At 57.4% G+C, this 19,745-nt stretch carries 19 protein-coding genes; 16 read left to right on the plus strand and 3 right to left on the minus strand.

Translation table 11 applies throughout. The features are described 5' to 3' along the window. Window position 1 precedes the first annotated feature (1 nt). The 5 genes from MNODULE_RS19060 to MNODULE_RS19080 all read left to right on the plus strand — a co-directional run bounded on the left by MNODULE_RS19060 (window position 2) and on the right by MNODULE_RS19080 (window position 8,677). Window positions 2-1,639 (plus strand): hypothetical protein, encoded by a 1,638-nt coding sequence (locus MNODULE_RS19060; RefSeq protein WP_168062760.1) that lies wholly within the window; start codon window positions 2-4, stop codon window positions 1,637-1,639. After that, window positions 1,636-4,479 (plus strand): helicase-related protein, encoded by a 2,844-nt coding sequence (locus MNODULE_RS19065; RefSeq protein ID WP_168062761.1) that lies wholly within the window; start codon window positions 1,636-1,638, stop codon window positions 4,477-4,479. The genes MNODULE_RS19060 and MNODULE_RS19065 overlap by 4 nt, the downstream gene beginning before the upstream one ends. Next, window positions 4,472-6,475, plus strand: coding sequence for a BREX-3 system phosphatase PglZ (pglZ, locus tag MNODULE_RS19070; RefSeq protein ID WP_168062762.1), 2,004 nt, complete (start codon window positions 4,472-4,474; stop codon window positions 6,473-6,475). Before MNODULE_RS19065 ends, pglZ begins: the two co-directional genes overlap by 8 nt. Next, window positions 6,472-7,245 carry a hypothetical protein gene (locus tag MNODULE_RS19075; protein ID WP_168062763.1) on the plus strand — a complete coding sequence of 258 codons (774 nt, stop codon included), beginning with the start codon at window positions 6,472-6,474 and terminating at the stop codon, window positions 7,243-7,245. The genes pglZ and MNODULE_RS19075 overlap by 4 nt, the downstream gene beginning before the upstream one ends. 193 nt (window positions 7,246-7,438) lie before the next feature. Beyond that, window positions 7,439-8,677, plus strand: coding sequence for a hypothetical protein (locus MNODULE_RS19080; protein ID WP_168062764.1), 1,239 nt, complete (start codon window positions 7,439-7,441; stop codon window positions 8,675-8,677). A gap of 46 nt (window positions 8,678-8,723) precedes the next feature. On the opposite strand, the gene MNODULE_RS19085 is transcribed toward MNODULE_RS19080, so the two are convergent. From MNODULE_RS19085 to MNODULE_RS19095, 3 genes are read right to left on the minus strand one after another with little or no spacing between them, the layout of a single operon-like run. Then, the gene (locus MNODULE_RS19085) at window positions 8,724-10,253 is read right to left on the minus strand and encodes a type IV secretory system conjugative DNA transfer family protein (RefSeq protein ID WP_168062765.1); all 1,530 of its coding nucleotides are present in this window, start codon (window positions 10,251-10,253) and stop codon (window positions 8,724-8,726) included. Then, window positions 10,254-10,529 (minus strand): hypothetical protein, encoded by a 276-nt coding sequence (locus MNODULE_RS19090; RefSeq protein ID WP_168062766.1) that lies wholly within the window; start codon window positions 10,527-10,529, stop codon window positions 10,254-10,256. Beyond that, window positions 10,501-12,027 (minus strand): HD domain-containing protein, encoded by a 1,527-nt coding sequence (locus MNODULE_RS19095; RefSeq protein WP_168062767.1) that lies wholly within the window; start codon window positions 12,025-12,027, stop codon window positions 10,501-10,503. Before MNODULE_RS19095 ends, MNODULE_RS19090 begins: the two co-directional genes overlap by 29 nt. A 185-nt stretch (window positions 12,028-12,212) precedes the next feature. Between MNODULE_RS19095 and traA the strand changes: the two genes are divergently transcribed. The 11 genes from traA to MNODULE_RS19145 are packed head-to-tail and all read left to right on the plus strand — an operon-like array spanning window position 12,213 to window position 19,743. Further along, on the plus strand, window positions 12,213-12,518 hold the full coding sequence (gene traA, locus MNODULE_RS19100) for a TraA family conjugative transfer protein (RefSeq protein WP_168062768.1): 306 nt from the start codon (window positions 12,213-12,215) through the stop codon (window positions 12,516-12,518). A 39-nt stretch (window positions 12,519-12,557) separates the two neighbouring features. Further along, a complete protein-coding gene (gene traL / locus MNODULE_RS19105) occupies window positions 12,558-12,824 on the plus strand; it encodes a type IV conjugative transfer system protein TraL (RefSeq protein WP_168062769.1) in 267 nt (88 codons plus the stop codon). After that, window positions 12,817-13,428, plus strand: coding sequence for a TraE/TraK family type IV conjugative transfer system protein (locus MNODULE_RS19110; protein WP_168062770.1), 612 nt, complete (start codon window positions 12,817-12,819; stop codon window positions 13,426-13,428). The genes traL and MNODULE_RS19110 overlap by 8 nt, the downstream gene beginning before the upstream one ends. Then, a complete protein-coding gene (locus MNODULE_RS19115) occupies window positions 13,352-14,017 on the plus strand; it encodes a TraK domain-containing protein (RefSeq protein WP_168062771.1) in 666 nt (221 codons plus the stop codon). Before MNODULE_RS19110 ends, MNODULE_RS19115 begins: the two co-directional genes overlap by 77 nt. Next, window positions 14,014-15,144: a TraB/VirB10 family protein gene (locus MNODULE_RS19120; protein WP_168062772.1), complete on the plus strand. Its 1,131-nt coding sequence runs from the start codon at window positions 14,014-14,016 to the stop codon at window positions 15,142-15,144. The genes MNODULE_RS19115 and MNODULE_RS19120 overlap by 4 nt, the downstream gene beginning before the upstream one ends. Next, complete coding sequence (locus tag MNODULE_RS19125) at window positions 15,141-15,884, plus strand: DsbC family protein (protein ID WP_168062773.1); 744 nt, start codon at window positions 15,141-15,143, stop codon at window positions 15,882-15,884. The genes MNODULE_RS19120 and MNODULE_RS19125 overlap by 4 nt, the downstream gene beginning before the upstream one ends. A gap of 58 nt (window positions 15,885-15,942) precedes the next feature. Then, entirely contained in the window at window positions 15,943-16,065 is a 123-nt protein-coding gene (locus MNODULE_RS25140; protein ID WP_272953298.1) for a hypothetical protein, read from the plus strand. Continuing rightward, window positions 16,062-16,559: a type IV conjugative transfer system lipoprotein TraV gene (gene traV, locus MNODULE_RS19130; RefSeq protein ID WP_168062774.1), complete on the plus strand. Its 498-nt coding sequence runs from the start codon at window positions 16,062-16,064 to the stop codon at window positions 16,557-16,559. Before MNODULE_RS25140 ends, traV begins: the two co-directional genes overlap by 4 nt. Then, on the plus strand, window positions 16,546-18,918 hold the full coding sequence (gene traC / locus MNODULE_RS19135; RefSeq protein WP_168062775.1) for a type IV secretion system protein TraC: 2,373 nt from the start codon (window positions 16,546-16,548) through the stop codon (window positions 18,916-18,918). Before traV ends, traC begins: the two co-directional genes overlap by 14 nt. Then, complete coding sequence (locus tag MNODULE_RS19140; RefSeq protein ID WP_168062776.1) at window positions 18,906-19,250, plus strand: TrbI F-type domain-containing protein; 345 nt, start codon at window positions 18,906-18,908, stop codon at window positions 19,248-19,250. The genes traC and MNODULE_RS19140 overlap by 13 nt, the downstream gene beginning before the upstream one ends. Window positions 19,251-19,263: 13 nt before the next feature. Continuing rightward, complete coding sequence (locus MNODULE_RS19145; RefSeq protein WP_168062777.1) at window positions 19,264-19,743, plus strand: S26 family signal peptidase; 480 nt, start codon at window positions 19,264-19,266, stop codon at window positions 19,741-19,743. The last annotated feature ends 2 nt before the right edge of the window (window positions 19,744-19,745 follow it).

Here is a 19,745-nt window from a genome sequence, read left to right on the forward strand (position 1 = left end):
ATTGCCGTTGTTGGAAGATAATAAATGCAAGATTAACGACAGAGATATCTATTTAGAGTTTGATAAATTTAAAAAGATTTGCGGCGAATGTAATGTCTCTGTCAGCGATAGATTGTTGGAAACATACGAAAGACATGGGTTGCTTTACCCGTCATATAGGATCATCAGACCTAAGGAATACCTCCAAAAGCTATTCGAGCAACATCACGGTCCTGACAGATACAAGAATGTAATTGAGGTGCCTGATGAATATGGAAATTTATTAAAGTTCGAGCATGAAGAACTAGATAGGTGGCAGCACTCAATTTTCCCGGAATTTAATAAAGCTTTAATGGAAGGTCATCCTCTCGACCAGGCATATAAAAGGGGTGAATCCTTCATTCAAAGGCCATTAATCGAGGTATACAGGAATTGGGATGAGTATAAAATTGTTTTAGAAATAACGATTGAAGGAAATCCCATAAGAAAAACCGACACACTTGCCAGACATTTCTATTCTCCCTGGCAAATATATCTCCTTGAAGAGGCAAATCAGAAGCATATTCGTAGAATTAATGTGCTCATACCTCTTGAAGAGGGTAAACAATATACTGCTCCTAAAGAACCCCAGAAAATAGCAGTTGCAGAATGGATGGAGCACTTCAAATCTCTCTGGGAATACAGGCTAAAGGAAAATCTTCTCTTTGCCAAAGCCCTTGAAGGGGTAAAAGGGAATGTCCTTAAAGGCGATGATTTGAAACAATTCTATAATGATCGCGAAGCGCTATCTTCTGACATTTGTGCAAGAAATCCCTACGATTTATGGATTAAGTTCCTGCAAGCTTTATGTGGGCTTTATTTCGATTACAGAGAAGAGGAGAAATATAGACTCTCAGAATGCCTGAGAAACGATATTAAAAGTGTCGTTAATATTTTGATGCATGGTTCAAAGAAACTATATAGAGATATTATTAACGATGTGGGGACGCACCTTGGTGGAAGAACCTATTTTCATGTTCTGCCACTTGAAAGGATATATCCGGAATATGAAAGCCATCTAAAGAGAGAAGCGAAGCTGTACCTCGAATCGGTATTAAAGGACTATAACGGTGAAGTGCCATATTCTTTGAAAATTGATAATAATAGTGCAATTGATGAAATTATAGACTTCGCATTTATTTCAGGAAACGAAACACTTCTTGTTTCCGTTATCGGCATTAATAAAGAATATTTCTCACCGTCATACTTTGGTGATGAAGCAATCTGGTCTTTTGTCAGGTCACTTGCAGTTGCCGTTGAGTCATGGGTTAAAGAGATATCACAACAGAATGATTTTAGAGGCGCTATTGTCAAGATAACTGCAGGAGACTTTGATTTGTGTTGCAACAAGCTGCAGAAAAGCTGTGGAAAGACAAATATGGAGGTTTATAATTATTCCGATCTTAAACAATTCTTAAATTCTATCCCTGCAACTCAGTTTGAAAGATGCGGGAAAGATTTATCGTGGATGAAATATATCGTTCGGGCATACCTGATAAGAAACTATGCTGCTCACCATACCCGATTAGATCCTGAATTATTTGGCAACACGTTGATTGAGTTATACAAATCACTTTTATTTTTATTGTTCTATGCGTGGAAGGCTAAGCCGAAACCATGAACGCTGGCGACTGGGTTTGGAGCGATGACCACGGGCAGCTCTGTCAGGTCATCGAGACCCAGGCGCTCTGGGGTGAGACCACCTGCCGTGTCTGGCTGCCCGGGCGTGACTCCGTGGTCCGTATCCCGGCTTCCAAGCTCAAGTCCATGGAAAGCGCTGGCACCGGCTCGCCGGATGCCATCGCCTACATCGCCGCAGCCGCGCGGGTGGCCGACGCCCTGACCCAGGACGTTCTGCTCGCGCCCATCGAGTCCTCCGTCATCCCGCTGCCGCACCAGATCCGTGCTCTATCCCGAGCCATCGCCAACGACCGGGTGCGCTATCTCCTGGCGGACGAGGTCGGCTTGGGCAAGACCATCGAGGCTGGTCTCATCATGCGGGAACTTAAGCTCCGCGGGCTGGTCAAGCGGACGCTGGTCATCGCCCCGAAGGGACTGGTGAGCCAGTGGGTCAGCGAGATGCGCTTCCACTTTGGAGAGACCTTCCAGCTCGTGCTCCCCGAGGACATCAAAACGCTTAAACGGATCGCCCCTGCATCCAGTCCGGAAAACGGGGACAAGGGGAATCATGATCCCGAGGCTCTGCCCGCCAACGCCTGGCAGATGTTCTCCCAGATAGTCGTGCCGATGGATTCGGTCAAGCCCCTGGACAAGCGCCGTGGCTGGACCGCGGCCCAGGTGGGCGAGCACAACCGCGAACGGTTCGAGGACCTGATCTCCGCCGGCTGGGACCTGATCATCATAGACGAAGCGCACAGACTCGGTGGCAGCACCGACCAGGTGGCCCGCTTCAAGCTGGGCCAAGGACTCGCCGAGGCCGCACCGTATTTCCTCCTGCTTTCGGCCACCCCTCACCAGGGCAAGACCGACGCCTTTCATCGGCTGGTTTCCCTGATCGACGCCCAGGAGTTCCCGGACATCGGCAGCGTCACCCGCGAGCGGGTCCAGCCGCATGTCATCCGCACCGAGAAGCGCCGCGCCATCGATGCCGATGGGAAGCCCCTGTTCAAACCCCGGCGCACGCAGCTTGGCCCGGTCTCCTGGGAAGAGCGTCACCGCAGTCAGCAGCTCCTCTATGAGGCGGTCACCGAATACGTCCGCGAAGGATACAACCAGGCCATGCGGGAGAAGCGGAGCTACATCGGCTTTCTGATGATCCTGATGCAGCGTCTGGTGGTCTCCAGCACAAGCGCCATCCGCACCACACTCGAAAGGCGGCTTGAAGCGCTGGCCGCACCCCAGGAGCAACTGACCCTGTTCCCTGCCACGACCGAAGAGGAGTGGGCGGACCTGGACGGCCAGGAGCAGATCGATGTGCTACTACGCACCCGCCTCAAGGCGCTAAAAAACGAGCGCGCCGAGGTCAAGCTGCTCTTGGAGGCCGCGGCCCGTTGCGAGCAGATCGGCCCGGACGCCAAGGCCGAGGCGCTGCTCGACTGGCTCTATCGCCTCCAGTCCGAAGAGAGCGACCCGGAGCTCAAGGCGCTGGTGTTCACCGAGTTCGTGCCCACCCAGGAGATGTTGCGTCGTTTCCTGACTGAGCGCGGATTCTCGGTCGTCTGTCTGAACGGCTCCATGGACATGGAAGAACGCAAGCGGGTCCAGGAGGCATTCGCCAAGGATACCCGCATTCTAATCTCCACCGACGCCGGCGGGGAGGGATTGAACCTCCAGTTTTGCCACGTGGTGATCAACTATGACATCCCCTGGAACCCGATGCGTCTCGAACAGCGGATCGGCCGGGTGGATCGTATCGGCCAGGCCCATGCGGTGCGTGCGGTCAACTTCGTCTTCGAGGACTCGGTCGAGCACCGGGTCCGTGAGGTTCTGGAGCAGAAGCTCGCCGTCATCTTCGAGGAATTCGGCATCGACAAGACCGGCGACGTCCTCGACTCGGCCCAAGCGGGCCACATGTTCGACGAAATGTATGTCGAGGCGATCCTCAACCCCGAAAAGGTGGAGGACTCCGTGGAGAGCGTGGTTGCCCGCCTGCAGGAGCAGGCCCGCGAGGCTCGCGCTACCGCATCCGTGCTCGGCGCGACCGAGGACCTGGAGCCTGGCGAAGCCCAGCGGCTGCTGACCCACCCCTTGCCGTATTGGGTCGAGCGCATGACCGTAAGCTACCTGAAGGCGCATGGCGGCCAGGCCGAGAGGAGAAGCCAGAGCTGGAACCTCACCTGGCCCGACGGCGAAACCTACGAGAATGTGGTCTTCACCGGCAAGGAAGCCGAGAGGCTTCCGGCCGCCCGGCACCTCACCCTGGAAGAGCCGAAGGTCCGCGGACTGGCCATGCGGCTCCCACGTTTCGCGCCGGGCCAGCCGGTCCCCATTGTGTCGATCCCAGGTCTCTCCGCGGAAGTTCAAGGCGTCTGGTCCTTGTGGCGAATCGCGATTGCCACCATGGAGTGGAACCGTAAAAGGATCATGCCTCTCTTCCTGGCCGACAACGGCATGGTCTATACGCCGACCGCCAGACACGTGTGGGACCAGCTCCTCGCGGCAAGCACACAGGTCCGGTCCATTCTTGACGCCGCAGTCTCCCAAGCCGCTTTCGCAAAGCTGCAGAACGCCGCGGAAGAACACGGGAAGCCCATCTACGAAGTGCTCGTGCAAGAGCACCGGGGCCGCATCGCACGCGAGCGCGAGAAAGCCGATTACGCCTTTGCCGCGCGCCGCAAGACTGTCGAACGGATCGGCCTGCCCCAGGTCCGCAACTATCGCCTGAACCTCCTCTCGCAGGAAGAGCGAACCTTCCGGGAACAGCTTGATCAGAAGGCCCATGCCTATCCCGAAATGGTGCCGCTGCTTGTGATTCGGGTGGAGGGCGGTGGCCATGAATAGCTGGCGCGATCAAATCCTGAAGGAGTTCACCCCGAAGGTCGCACTACTTACCTTGGTGGCCGACCCGGACGGGCTTCTGCTTGAAGAGCGGATTCTCGAGGGTATCCGCGAGCGTGGATTCGATCTCATCCCCTTTGAGGACCACGTTGCTTTCCGCTACGCCTATGAATCGAAATTCCGCGCCAGGTGGGATCGTGGTGAACAGACCGACCTTGTGGTGGTGTTGCGGTCACCATCAAACGACCTCGCCGCTCTGCCCTATGACCTCCTTCAGGTCGGTCGCAAGCTTTCCTTCAACCTGGGCGACATCTTCCCTAATCTCAGCTATCCGATTGTTACAGCCCTGGACCGGGGAGACCTCGATTCCCTCTATGAGGCCCAGACAAAACATGCACCCGGTCAGATGGGCGACAATGCGACCAAAGATTTTATTCTCCGGCACGTTTTTGAAATCGCCCCGGAGCTAATCAAGCAGCCATCGGATTTGCTTCGAGTTCTCCTCCGGCGCCATTACCATGCTCAGCGAATTCCAGCGATCCTTGATGATCGGTTGATCCAGCTGCTGCGCCAAAGGAATACCTTTGACGACTGGCCGCTTGAAACCCTCGTTCCGGACCGGGAGGCCTTCTTTATGTTCCTTCAGGAGCGCTGGCCGATCTTCCTCGACCGCGAGGCAGCCAAAGGGTTCGGCGTCCGGGAAGACAAAGGGCCCTATGGTTTGGCTGTGGAGGGTCCTGTTGACCTCCCATTCGATCACCAAGATATCCGGGGCTACATCGATAATCTGTTTCTCGAGGGGTTGCTTCACCCTGTGTTCCACGAGTATACGGATATCCTTTCTAAAATATGGGTGAATATCGGCATTCGAACTGACCCATCCCAAGACCGATCCAGTCGCCTTAAGAAGCTCATTGAGAGCTTACAGGCATCCACCCCGGCAGAGGACGCGAGGTACATAGATTGGTTTCATTTTGCTCGTGGGTGGGCAGAGATGGTATTACTGTCGAATCAGCAAGGCGAGGTCATCTCTGAAAAGACCACCTTGAGCATCGAGAGTCTGCAAACTCACGTGGATGCCCGTTTCGCCGCATGGCTTGAGAAGCGGTACGCCGGCCTCGTGAACTTGCCGCCGGTCCCGCCGGTTATGCTTCACCACGTTCCTCGTTTCTTGGCCCGCCAGATCGGAGGGGATCGGGTCGCTAAGATTGCGCTGCTCCTGGTAGATGGCCTTTCTCTGGACCAATGGATTGTCGTCCGTGAAGCGCTTGCCTCACGACAGTCCGGTCTCCTCTTCAGGGAGGAAATGGTGTTCGCCTGGATTCCCTCGATTACCTCCGTTTCGCGGCAGGCCGCTTTCTCTGGCAAGCCGCCGATCTTCTTTCCGAATAGCATTCAGACCACTGATAAGGAGTCGGCGCTGTGGACGCAGTTTTGGGCCGACGAAGGGTTCTTGCCGAGCCAAGTTGTGTACGCAAGGGGATTGGGTGACGGCAGCCTGGAAAGCATCACGGAGGCACTTTCCCATCCCCAAGCAAGAGTCGCCGGGCTGGTCATCGACAAGGTCGACAAGATCATGCACGGGATGGAACTGGGCACAGCGGGCATGCACAACCAGGTGTGCCAATGGGCTCAGCAGTCTTACATAAATACGCTTCTCGGTCTCCTTCTGGATCGGGGATTCCGCATCTACCTGACCTCTGACCATGGCAATATCGAAGCGGAAGGGTGCGGCCATCCCGCGGAAGGGGCCGTAGCAGATTTGCGCGGTGAACGCGTTCGCGTTTATTCCGACGCAGTTCTTCGTAACAAAGTGAAGGAGCGTTTTCCTACGGCGCTGGAATGGAACCCTATAGGCCTCCCGGAGGACTATCTTGCCCTCCTGGCCCCTGCTCGGCAGGCGTTTGTTCGCAAAGGAGAAGGCATCGTCAGTCATGGCGGAATTTCGATCGAGGAGCTCATTGTCCCTCTAGTCCAAATCGAAAGGAGGGTCTCATGAGCCCTTGGGTGAATCAGATCGGGTTCAGTCAGCGGGTCCGTTTGGAGTGGTTTGAGCAGACGGCTAATCTCGTTTTGGCGGGGAACGATAAATCCGCTGTCAACAACGCGCTGCAAAAGCTCCTGAAGGACAAGGTCTCTGTCAATGGCCAAGCAGAGCGGGGGAATCGCGAGAAGATCATCACGATCCTTTTGAAGGTATGGCTCAATGCGCCGGCCAAGCTCGAGTCGTTGCGCGTCCGAGGACTGGAGCTGCTCAGGGGTCTTCCGCGAGCGGACCACATGGCCGTTCATTGGGGGATGGTCATGGCCGTCTACCCGTTCTGGTCGGGTGTAGCCACACAGGTCGGCCGCCTTCTGAAGCTGCAAGGGTCCGCGACCGCAGCTCATGTCCAGCGGCGGGTCCGCGAGCAATATGGTGAGCGGGAGACGGTCTCCCGTGCCACCCGTCGCGTGCTTCGCTCCTATCTGGACTGGGGCGTACTCCAGAAGACAGACACGAAGGGAATCTATACCGCCGGAACGACGCAGCCCGTTGATGACTCTCTTCTGATTGCGTGGCTGGTCGAAGCGGCCATGCATGCGAGGGCCAATGGCTTGACCACTCTCAAGGACCTACTCGACAGCCCCAGCTTCTTCCCGTTCCGACTCAAGCCGACACACGCCGAAAGCCTTGTGGGCGCCTCATCCAGACTCGATATTCTTCGTCATGGATTGGACGACGATCTGATCATGTTGCGGAAGCAACCTACCAAGAGAGATTCACCATGATGGTGATCCGATGTGTCGATCTTTTTGGGGATGGAGAGAGCTTTCTGAGATGAAAGCACCTCAAAACTCGGACAAATAAAACAATGGCCTTTCGTTTTTGGCGCAGGGTAAGGATTGCTCCGGGCGTGACGATCAACCTGATTAGGTCCGGGCGTCGCTGTCGGTCTGCCAACGGATTGTAGGTTAACCTGCTATGCCACGGGATGTCACTGATTATTTGCGAGGACCAGAAGTCGATCTTTCTGAAATGATATGGCAGATGCCTCCAGCCTATCACCAACGGAGAGAAGAAGATAATACCATCACTTTTTTTCGATCGGGTCAGCCTAAGGGTGAAGAAAATTTTGCTCTTCGTCTTACAATCAAAAATGGACACATAACAAAAGTAATTCAAGGTCCTGCTCTCTCAGATGAAGATCTGGAACAAATCCATAATAAAATTGAGCAGAATCTTCTCCAGCTAACCGGTGATCACTTTCATCGAGGTGTTCTCTTCAGCTCCACTCCTATACAGGGAAGTTGGAGATACAAAGATAAGTTTCAAATTCTACCGCCTCCGCCTGAAAGCCCCATGCCTGGCCCAGGCCATGACTTTGGTTTTGCTAGATACCCATTCGTTTTAGAGCTGAAATATTCAGGAAGTGCTAATTTTAAGATTAATATGATGAGAGGAACGAAAACCACGGAAGAATTAAGCTATCTGTTTTCTAGTCTTCTTGAAGGTTCTATTTATGGTCTTGGGCAGAGGCCGCGATCACATTGGGTCCTCTTGCCAGAACGTAGATCTTTTTGGCAACGTTTGTTCGCTAAGACGAGGAGATGGGATGTTGGCTTTTGTAATGAATTCTATACATTAGGGGATATGGGGAAAATTCATAAATTTTCTTCTAATGATCACCTCCCACCACTTCCTTTTGAGGAATCAAAGAAATATTATCTTGAGCGGTGTGATAGCCTGAATAGTGATGGTTTGAAGTTGCCAGAGAATTTTGAGGAGTCGCTTGACCGATTTTTTTCACTCCCTATTGAGAAGAGGGAGTCTTATCTGCGTGCAGGATACTACTTTCAACGTTCTTCAATGATATTTGATTACTCTTCGTCAATTTCCTACATAGCATTGATTCAAGCTGTTGAAGCAATTATGCCGTCAATTTCTTCCTCAGAGGTATGTGAGACATGTAAAAGCACCCTTCGTAAGGGGCCAACATCATTGTTTGCTGAATTTTTAGAAAGCCTTCTGGGAAATTCTTCTGACGCGCATCGCCACCTGAAGGTTTTTTATAGTGTTCGATCTGCTCTAAGCCACGGTGGAAAGATTCTCCATCTAGATAGAGTTGGAGGGGGAGGAGTTCTTTCTATGGGAGAGCTTGCAAGGTTTATAAATTTGAGGCGAATTGTGCGTTTGGCATTAGTAAAATGGTTGTATGAGTAATTTAATAATCGATTGTCTTTCCTGATTGAAACCATTTGCCTGTAAATCACTCAGCCTTTTTTTCTCTGTTCATTTCGTTCCTTATGTCCTGGTAGATCTTCCGATTAATCCTCTCCCACAATCCCAACGGCGTCGGCTCTTTCCGCCTGAAGCGGGGAAGGACCCTTGCATAATCCCATCCCGGAGGGATCTCCGGCTCCACCCAGGAGAGCTTCACCTTGACCGGCTCCCTTTGCCAGTTGATGAATGCCTCTCCCACCTCGAGTTGATGAAGAAGAATCTCCGGCCGGACCTTCTGATCATACATTTGCCGCTGAGCGAGGGATGAGGATTGCCCTTCGGTCCGCCGGGGATTCACATAGCGGCTCAGGCTGATCACCTGTTCGCTATCCGAAGTCGATTGCCCTTCCGAGACCTGGGCAAACCACCGGATCTCCTGCCCGAAGAAATCCGAGGCCCAGAGCGCCGACTCCAGACTCTTCAATTTCAGGAAGACTTTTGTTTCCGTGTTCCCCATCACTGTCTCCAGAAATCCTTTCGAGAGTCCCTTCTCGATATCCGAAAGCTGGGAGGTCAACTGAAAGGCCGCCACCACCGCGATTCCGGCCTCCCGCGCTTGCTCAAAAACAACCGAGAAATCGGGGATGGCATAAGAGCCGAATTCATCCAGAACGACCAGAGCCGGCATCAGAGGTTGGAAGTCTTTTTCACTGTAGATCGCCCCGATGGAAGACTGAAGATCGGTCAGAATCACCTTCCCCAGTTTCTCGGATTTCTTGGTTTCTTGGAGTCTCGGCAACGCGGCGTAGATGATCTGTCCTTTTTTAATCGCCTGGTAGAAATCGACATCGCTCACCGGCCGGCAGAGGAAGTCCCCCATCGGCCTACTGGAAATCGCTCCCAACTCAGAGATCAGCCCGGAGAGAAGATCGCTCATCTGCCCCATCGTCTTGAACTTCCGGACGAACTTCTCAACCTCGATCAGCGATTCGAAATTGCTGTCATTGTAGAGCTCTTGCCTCAGAATCCGGAAGGCCTGGTCGGGGCTTTCAAACAGTGCCAGGACATCCCGGTAGCTGAAGCTCCGCTTCAACCGGTGGAGCGCCCGGACCATCTTGAGGATCGCCTCGTAGGCGAGGTTGGAATAGTACGACGCGGGATGGCCTTCCGGGACAGAAGGCATCAGCTTGTGTATCTTGCTGGCGACGACGCCCGCCTCCTTCTCCGCGTCTTTGGCCAGGAGGGGATTGTAGGCATGGGAGAGGGTCGGATCCTGCGGATCGATCACCCTCAGATCGGCGGCCCGGCCGCAGGCCTGCGCCAGCCAGGCCATCTTGGCAAACCCGGAGTGCCGCCGCTTCCCATCCATGAAGATCACCGCCCCTCCCCGCCGGATCTGCTGATAGATGAGCGAGAGAAGAAAGCATGTCTTCCCGGCCCCCGATGAGCCGACCACCGCCATGTGCTGGGTCAGCAGCCGGTCGGAAAGAAAGATTTCCCTCCCGCTTTCTCCGTTATATCCCAGGACAACGCCGGGACGAGGCCCGAAATAGTCGATGCGTTCCGCTTCCGACATCTACTTCTCTCCTTTTTGGATTCCGGTCCTCATCCATTTCTTGATTCCGGCGTGGATCACCATCACGAAGAGTATCTCGTCCACAAGGACGAGGCCGATTCCCCACCAGGGATCTGATTCAGGGGCAACCGGCACAAACGCGCGGAGCGGGAGGAAGAAGGCGAGGTGGGACGCAATCAACCCTGTGATCCCGATCGTCCGTGGCCAGCGCCGGGTCTTGCCGGCGCGGCGCGGCTGCGTCATCGGTTCATTCTGCTCTCTGGATCGATCCTCCATACCTTCCCCCTGCGATCTGGACCTCATACGGCGGGCACTGCCTCCACCGCTCCACCGCCTCCGGAGCCAGTGACATCAGGGCCTCCGATGAAAGGGCCACCACGCACTTGTAGGTTGTCCCGCTGGCGGTGATATTGAACAGGGCGGAGGGGTTGGCCTTTCTCCCCTCGACCTCTTCTATCAAAACCTTCTTCTCTTTCAACATCTCCACCAGAACCGGCCAGGCAGGATGGAGCTTGCCTACGGGTCTTCGGATCGGAAGCCGCTGTTGCAGCTCCTGTGGAAGTTGATCGAGCGTCCTCTCCCGGAGGGCATGCTCCAGGACAAATACAATCTCCCCGGCCGTAAATCCTTCTGGATAGCCCCCCTTGTACCGATTGACATTGATCTTGGGGAGCGCCGAGAGAAACGCTTCCCAGAGATAAGGCTTGACCCCCTCCACCTGCTCCCGCCCGAGTTGCTGCTCCGCTTCGTGTGAGGCGGCGTCGGCCTTGTGCATTAACTCCAGCAGGGTATAGGCCAGCGGCGGGGCGGCGGTCGGAAGCTCCTCCGGGTTGTGGTAGTAGCGGAGCGATAAAAAGAGCGCCTCCCGGTGGATCGGCGTCATCTCGCTATAGAACTCCGGAAGGCCGGCGACGATCAGGGCGGAGATCCGGTCATGAGGGAGTTTTCGGTCGATCCACCGGTCTCCCTCTTTCCGGTAGGCAAAGAGTTTTCCGAGATCATGGGAGAGGGCCATCAGGTAACAGAGTCTTTTTCCCTCCTCCGGGTGATCTTCGGCAATCCGGACCATCGCCTCCACGGTCCGGGCGGTATGCTCGATGAGACCGCCGGGGATGTTCAGATGGTCCGAGAGGGAGGCGGGGTGATCGGGAGAAGCGGCAAACGCGGAGAGGATCTTCTCAACCAGGGGAGAGAGAACCCCGAGTTCAGCCGCCTGCCGGTGAAGCCGGGTTTCTTTCGGATCGGAGAGGCGAACACGGAACTCGAGAGGGTGATCCGGAATGACGGGGAGCCGGGAGAATGACGGCAGGGCCTCTCCCCCTTTCCGGTTTCCCCACTGGCGAAGGCCCAACCAAACAGCCCCGCCGGCCGGAAGGACGATCATCAGCATTCCAAAAGCGCTATCTCTCAGAAAGATCCACCGCAGTCGGTTCTCCGCCAGCCAGAGCCGCCATGTCGATCCAGCCATTTTCTCGACGCCATCCCATTCCGGGACGGTTTTTAATTTCTGAAGAATGACTTCCTCTCCGGCATTTCCGTAAACCGCCTGATAGGAGGCCCATGCTGCCTCACGGTGCTGGAGGTGAATCTTCCCGGAGAAGAAAGCGCCGGCCTGTGCAGGAGGCGACTGAGGGCCACTGGAGATCGTCTCCGTGCGCTCCCTGCTCTTTTCAATCTGGGCTTCAAACAGCTCCGGTAATCCGGCTTCGGCGCGCAGCGTCATCCCCGCCAGAAGAACGGCCGCCAGCGCAGCAGATGCAAGATGTTGCTTCATCAATCCGAACCCCCACCCTGAACCCTTCCACTGTAATCCATCTTCCCTTGCCTTCCTGAACCCAAACCCTGCCAGAAATCTCCCTTCCCTGTCCCGATTCAGGCAATCCGAAGGACGGCCCCTCCGGTAAGGTATCCCTCAACGGCGATATGGTGTCGCCGCAAATGACAGGGAGGAATCAAACCGTGAAGAGTCTGAAAAATAAAAAGTGGGTGGGGATGGTGGCCGTGCTTCTCATTGCGATCGCGCTGGTCCCGGCGATGGCGCTGGCTGGGACGGCGGATACCGAGTTTCAGCCGATGTTCCAGAAGATCCTCGACTGGACCCAGGGTTTCCTTGGGAAATCGCTGGCGGTCGGGGCGGTGCTGGTCGGGGCCGGGATGGCGATCTACTACCAGAGCGCCGGTCCTGCCGTGATGGGGATCGCCATGGCCTTGATCCTGGCCTTTGGGCCCGGCGCGATCCAGGGGGTGGTGACGGCGACGTTTTGATCGAGAGAGACGGGGGCCGGAGAAGGAAGGGAGAAACGGATGGAGACACAGATTCCGAGATATATCGACGATCCCTCCCAGTTTCTTTTCTGGGATCTGGATGAGGCCCTCATCATGATCGGAAGTTTCTGTTTCGGCATTCTTCTGGGCTATCCGTTCTGGGGCGGGGTTGCCGGGCTCGTCTCAGGACGGGCGCTCAGAAAGCTGAGATCGGGAAAGGCGGAGGGTTATTTCTGGCACGCCCTCTACCGGGCTGGGATCGTGAAGGGAAGCCCGCCGGGATATATCCGGGAGATGGTTGAGTGAGGGAAGCGGGGGCCGGGAGTATTTCATGGAGCTGAATCAGTACCGGGCGGGCAAGAGGGAACAGGGCCTGCTGAAATTCGTGATCCTGGTCCTGACGGTGGCGCTGATCGCGGAGGGATTCTTTCTCATCGAGCTGGCGCGGCGGCAGCGGATTGTCCTGGTCCCGCCAGGATTGGGTGAAGTGCAGGAGGGATGGATCAGCGACCGGCAGGCCGGCCCGGAGTACCTCAAGCAGATGACCCGGTTCCTTCTTCCCCTGGTGACCAGTTTCCATCCCAGAACCCTGGACCCCCAGCTCTCCCTCTTTCTTCACCACGTGGCCCCGGAGCAGTACGGGTCGGTGAAGGCGCAGCTTCTGTCGCAGGGGGAGCGGGCCGTGAAGAACGACCTCTCCCAGGTCTTCTACATCCAGGAGGTGGAGGTCAAAGGAAATATCGCCCGGGCCACCGGCCTCCTGAAGCGTTTTGTCGGCAAGAACCAGACATCCGAAGAGGTGATGACTTATGAAATCAGTTACGAGATTCGTCATGGCCGGCCTTATGTCGCTGGGATTGTTCTTACTCCCACGGCCGGGATCGGCGCTTCAAACCGTCACAGGGAATGAAACAGCCATTGTCCGGGTCAGCAACCGGGACCTGAACCGCTTTGTGGCCCCGCACCGGTTGAGGAAAGGTTTCTCCAACAAGCCGATCGAGGTCACGGTCGACGGGAACGAGGCCTATGTCAATATCCCTCCGACCATCGCGGGTCCGGTGGAGCTTCACCTCCTGACCGAGAGGGAGACCTACACCCTGCTTCTGATCCCCGCACCGATCCCGGCGGAGACGATCGTGATCCGGGGCGGGACGGAACTTCACCCGGCTCCCGGGTCCGGGGATTACATCCGGCAGATCAAGTCGCTGATCCGGGCGGCGGCGAACCACGTGCCCCTCTCCGGATATGACGCGATCCTGATCGCCGATGCCAGGGAGGAGTGCCCCGTCAACGAATGTTCCCTGATTGCGGTCTGGCGCTACACCGGGAGGGATCTGGCCGTCACCGAGTACCGGCTCTCCAATCCCACGAAGGAGCCCCGCGTCTACCGTGAGACGCTCTTTGCCCGTCAGGGGACCCGCGCCATTGCCATTGAAGCGCATCATGTCGGGCCGGGTAGTGCGACCCGGCTCTTCCGGGTCGAAGGGGCGGACCGATGAACATCAAGAATCTGACAGAAAAGCTTTCAGGCAGATATCTCCTCGGGTTGGCCGTCCTCGCCGGCATTCTCATTGTCATCTTCATGATGATGACCGGCCGGGATGAGCCGGCCCCGGCAAAGAAAAAGGTGGAGGTCAACCTTCTTGGAAACGCCGACGTGGAGAAGGAGCGCTGGCGGGCGACGGCGGAGAAAGAACTGGAGACGGTCAAGACGCAGCAGAAGGAGATCGCGGAGCAGTTGAAAGTCCTGACGGAGCAGGTCAAAGAGAAAGAGAAACGGCCCCCTGAGCCTCCCAAGGGACAACCGGCTCAAAGGGACTTTCCCCCGATCCCCTCTTTTCCGCCGCTCGATCTAAACAGACCGGCGGCCCAGAAGCCGCCCGCTCCTTCCCCACAGGCTCCACCGCAGACCGCCCGGTCGATCCGTACCTTTCTGCCGGAGACTGGCGCCGCTCCGGCGAAGGAGCCGGCAGGCGCAAAAAAAGAGGAGCAGATCTATCTCCCTTCGGGAAGCTTTATCTCCGGCGTTCTTCTTTCCGGCCTTGACGCTCCGGCGGGGGTGAACTCTTCCAGGGAACCCCACCCGGTCCTCATCAAGCTGACGAATCTGGCGGTCCTTCCCAATCGCTTCCGGTTTGACATCAAAGAGTGCTTCGTCACCGGAGAGGGTTACGGGGACCTCTCCTCCGAGCGGGCCTATATCCGGACGGTGGGCCTCTCCTGCGTCCGAAGCGACGGCAACAGCATCGATGTCCCTCTCAAGGGATTCGTCGCTGGGGAGGATGGGAAGAACGGCCTGCGCGGCCGGGTGGTCTCCAAAGAGGGACAGATCATCTCCAAGGCGTTGCTGGCCGGTTTTGCCGAAGGGGTGTCGAAGGCGTTTTCCCTCTCGGCCACGACCGTCGCTGTCTCCCCATTGGGAACAACGCAGACGGTCGATCCCGACCGGGCACTAGAGATGGGGGCCCTCACCGGGGTCAGCCGCTCCGCCGACCGGCTCTCGCAGTATTACATCCGGATGGCCGAGCGGATCTTCCCGGTCATCGAGATCGACGCCGGCCGGAAGGTCGACGTCGTTGTCCTTCAGGGGAGGCCGTTACATACCATAGAGGAGAAGACGAAATGAAGAAGCGACAGGATGGAACACTGCATGTGAATGAGACCCGCTCTGTTTTACCGTGGATGGTTTGCGTCGCCATGATCGCCGGAATTCTTCCGTATTCCGCCCTTGCCGACGAGATCCTGCCGGTCGTCCAGAAGGCCCTTCCCCGGGTGGAGATCCAGCATGTCGAGACCCTGGAGATCAGCCCGACGGTCTATATCGTGACGACCTCGCAGGGTGTTCTCTACCTCGACGGCAGCGGCCGGTATCTCTTCACGGGGGAGCTGTACGACCTGGTTGCCCAGGAGAACCTGACGCAGGCCCATCGGATGGGGAGGGAGCGGATTCGGTTCGACGACCTGCCGCTTGCCGACGCGATTCTCTACAAGAAGGGGAAACAGAGAATCGCCGTCTTTGCCGATCCCGACTGCCCCTTCTGCCAGAAGATCCACCCGGAACTGAGAGATCTGGATGCGGACGTGTATGTTTTTCTCTTCCCACTGACCGAACTGCACCCGCTCGCCTACCGGAAATCGGTCTCGGCCTGGTGCAGCGAAGACCGGATTGCGGCGCTCGATGCCGTCATGTCCAAGCAGCCTCTCCCTTTCCGGAATTGCGAGCATCCGGTGGACCGGACGCTGACGCTGGCGGCAAAGCTCGGACTTCGCGCCACGCCGACCGTGATCCTGGAAGACGGCAGCGTGATCGAAGGCTACCGGCCGGCCAGGGAACTGGCCCGGCTGCTGGAGAAGAAGGCCCCTTAACCCGGTTTCCCGGAAAGGGATACATAAAAACCCAACGACTGAACAGGGAGGTAAAAGGATGTTGCAGGAGTGGCTCTATTTCTCGATGTTGCTGGTTCCGATCGTTCCGGGATTGATCGTGCTCTGTCTCGAAGCAGACCGGACCGGAAAAGATCAAACGAAGGGGGAGGGAAAACGATGAAACTGCGGGCTGTTCTGCTCTTCTCTTTCACTCTGGCGGGAGCGCTTTCGGGCTGTGCCGTGAAATACGGCTGCCCGGCCCCAGATGGGGTGACCTGCAAACCGATCTCCGAGGTCTATTCAAGTAACGGGGGTCGGGGGCCAGGGGTCGGAGATCGGGAAAGGCCGGGACCGGGGTCCAGGGATTCGAGATCGGCAGAAGAAAATCTTTCACTGACCCCCGGCCCCCGACCCCCGGCCCCTGATTCTGCAGCGGTCCCGCTCCGGTCGGCCCCGAAGGTCCTGCGGGTTTGGGTCGCCCCCTGGATCGATGAGGAGGGGGATCTGCATCAGGAAGGGGACCTTTACGTGGTGGTCGATCACGGCGCCTGGGCGGTCGGTCTGCAGGAGCTCGAATCGGGGCTGGCTTCCCGTCCTGGGATTATCCCGCCAGAAGGGGGGCTTTCCGAACAGCTGTCCCGGCCCGAGAGAGGGGAGGGCGATGATCAGCAGTGAGAAGCTCACAGCGCTCTTTGCCCGGGAGAGCCTCTCCTCCTACCTCCCCTACGAGGCCTGGGATCCGGCGTCCGGCATTTACATCGCCGATCATGGCCCGGCGGTGATCTTCGAGTGCCTTCCGAAGGTCGGCGCCGGGATGGAGACCCTGCAGGTCCTGGAGGCGCTCTACGCCGCCGGTTTCCTCCCTTCGGGGACCACGATTCAGGTCCTCCTCTACGCCTCCCCGAACGTCGAGGCGCTTCTCTCCCTCTGGCGAGACGCCCGGCAGAGGGGCGATCTCTTCAGACAGATGGCCGAACGCCGGACCGAAATGCTCCGCCGGATGGACGGCGCCGATGGAGAAGCGCCGCTGAGGAACTTCCGGCTCCTCTTCAGCGTCGGGCTCCCTGTCCATCCCGATCAGGCACCGCCGGAGGAGAGGGTCCGAAGGGCCTCCGAGATCTCCGCCAAGATCGAGGGGCTGCTGGTCTCGATGCGCCTTTATCCCCGGAAGCTCTCCGCCCAGGGGCTGATCGCCCTCCTCTTCGAGCTGCTCAACCCGGATCATCCCACGGAGAGGATTCCGGCATGGGATCCGTCTCTTCCGATCCGGGAGCAGGTGATCTTCGCCGACAGCCCCCTGCGGATTGAAGCGGACCGGTTGATTCTGGATCGCCGCGTGGTCAAAAGCTTTTCGGTGAAACAGTATCCCACCGAACCGGCCGGAACGCTCAACCAGGTGATCGGGAACGCCGTGAAGGGGATCGATCAGATCGCCACCCCCTTTCTTCTCGCCTTCAATGCCGTGCTGTTGGATCAGGACAAGGATGTCCGGGCCGTCGAGCAGAAGGCGGGGCTGGTCACCTACCAGTCGGTCGGATTTCTGGCAAGGATCCTCCCGAAGATCCAGGAGAAGAAGGAGAACTTCGACCTCCTGCTGAGGGGGATCGGCAACGGCCACCGGCTGATCCGGGGCTATCTCCATCTGGTCCTCTACGGCAGAGAGGAGAAGGCGCTCGATCTGGTCTCCCAGCAGGTCCACGGCCTCTTCCGGAAAAACAGATTCATTCTTCAGGAAGATCATTTCGTTACCCTTCCCCTCTTTCTGGCGAGCCTTCCTTCCGGGCTCGCGCCGGAGGCGGAGCGGAAGCTTCTCAGGCGCGGAAGGACGCTCCTTTCCTCCAACGGCGCCGTCCTCTCCCCGGTCTGCGCCGACTGGAAGGGGACCGGCTCTCCGGGACTCCTTCTTGTCTCCCGGAGGGGCCAGATGATGCTGGTCGACCTCTTCGACTCCCCCGGCAATTACAACGCCGTGGTCGCGGCGGCCCCCGGCAGCGGGAAGAGCTTTCTGGTCAACGAGCTCTGCCTGACCTATCTGGCGGCGGGGGGCCGGGTCTGGGTCATCGACATCGGGAGAAGCTACCTGAAGCTCTGCCATCTTTTAGGGGGCGACTTCATCGAGTTCAGGCCGGAGAAGCCCCCCTGTCTCAATATCTTCTCCCGGATCCGGAACCTGGAAGAGGAGATCGATCTTCTGATCCCGACCGTCGGCCAGATGGCCTCCCCCTCCCGACCGCTCTCCGATCTGGAACGCTCCTTCGTGGAAAAGGCGATCCGTCAGGCCCATGAGAGACGGGCCGCGCAAACGACCATCACCGCCGTGGCGGAGGAACTGAACCGGATGGACGATGCGCGGGCGAAAGACCTGGCCACCATGCTCTATCCCTACACCAAAGGAGGGCGCTACGGCCATTTCTTCGAAGGGGAGATGAAGTCCCTCTCCGAGTCCCCCTTTGTGGTCCTGGAGTTGGAAGAGCTCCGATCCAAAGGGGATCTGAAAGGGGCGGTCCTCCTTCTCCTCATGTACACCATCCAGACCGAGATGTATGAAGGGGACCGGTCCAGAAGAAAGCTGGTGATGATCGACGAGGCGTGGGATCTGCTGGGGGAGGGGAACGCCGCCAAGTTCATCGAGCACGGTTACCGGCGCTTCCGGAAGTATGGCGGGGGGATCCTCACGATCACGCAGGGGGTGGACGACCTGGCCAGAACCTCCGCAGGCACGGCCGCGCTCGCCAGCAGCGATCATCTCTTTCTCCTCCGTCAGAAGGAGGAGAGCCTGATGTCTCTGAGAGAAAAGAACCTGGTGATGATGGATGAGGCCCTCTTCCGGCTCCTCTCCACTCTTCACACCCTTCCCGGAAGATACTCCGAGGTCTACGTCCGGACCCCCGCCGGATCGGGGATCGGCCGGCTGATGGTCGACCGGTTCACCCAACTCGTCTACACGACACGCGCGGAAGAGTTCGCGCGGATCGAGGCATACCGGAAAGAGGGCTTGAGTCTGGTGGAGGCGATTGAGCGATGTTTAGAGTAATCGCAGTCGGATTTGTCAGTGCGATGATCGGATCTCTTGTGATGGGAGCGGTGCTGATCATGAAGCTTCTGCCGCCGCCGGAGCCGCGCCTCGCGCTGGCGACGGTCGATCTGGTCGGAATCGTCGAGCGGCTGCGGGCGGGGGCGTTGAAAGAGGCGGCCGATCCGGAGGGGGTGGAGAGAGCGGTGGCAAGACGGATGGACCGGCTGGCGCAGCTTCTCTCCGAGATGGGGGAGGAGCGGGTGATTCTGAACAGGGCGGCGGTGGTGAGCAGGAGACTCCCGGATCTCACACGGCAGATTGAAGAGCGGTTGAAAGAGAAGGATGAGTGATGGGTGATAGGTGATGGGTGAGAGGAAGTGGCGATATTTGGCTCTTGGGACCGCCTTGGTCCTGGCCAGTCTCTTTTTCGTGATGCTGCTTTACGGCGTCTCGGTTGGGGTGAACCTGACACGCTCACAGCCCTACCGGCTGTTCCTCATTCTCGGGGATCGGCCGTTCGGGCGGGGCGATCTGGTCGCCTTTTGCTTTCCCGGAAGCCGGTATTACGAAGAGGGGACCCTTTTCGTCAAAGAGGTCCGGGGAGGGCCGGGGGATCGTCTGGAGATCGGGGAGGACCGGACCGTCTGGCTGAACGGGGCGTTCCTCGATACCGTGCGGGCGACCGACAGCAAGGGAAGGCCGGTGGAGCCGTTTTACTTCCGTGGGGCGATCCCGGAGGGGTTCTACTTTCTCTACGCCGGAGTTCCGAACAGTTACGACAGCCGGTACTATGGGCTGGCCGAAAGAGAAAGGATTGTGGGAAAAGTCATCCCCCTGTTTTGAGG

The sequence above is a fragment of the Candidatus Manganitrophus noduliformans genome (genome assembly GCF_012184425.1).
GTDB lineage: Bacteria > Nitrospirota > Nitrospiria > SBBL01 > Manganitrophaceae > Manganitrophus > Manganitrophus noduliformans.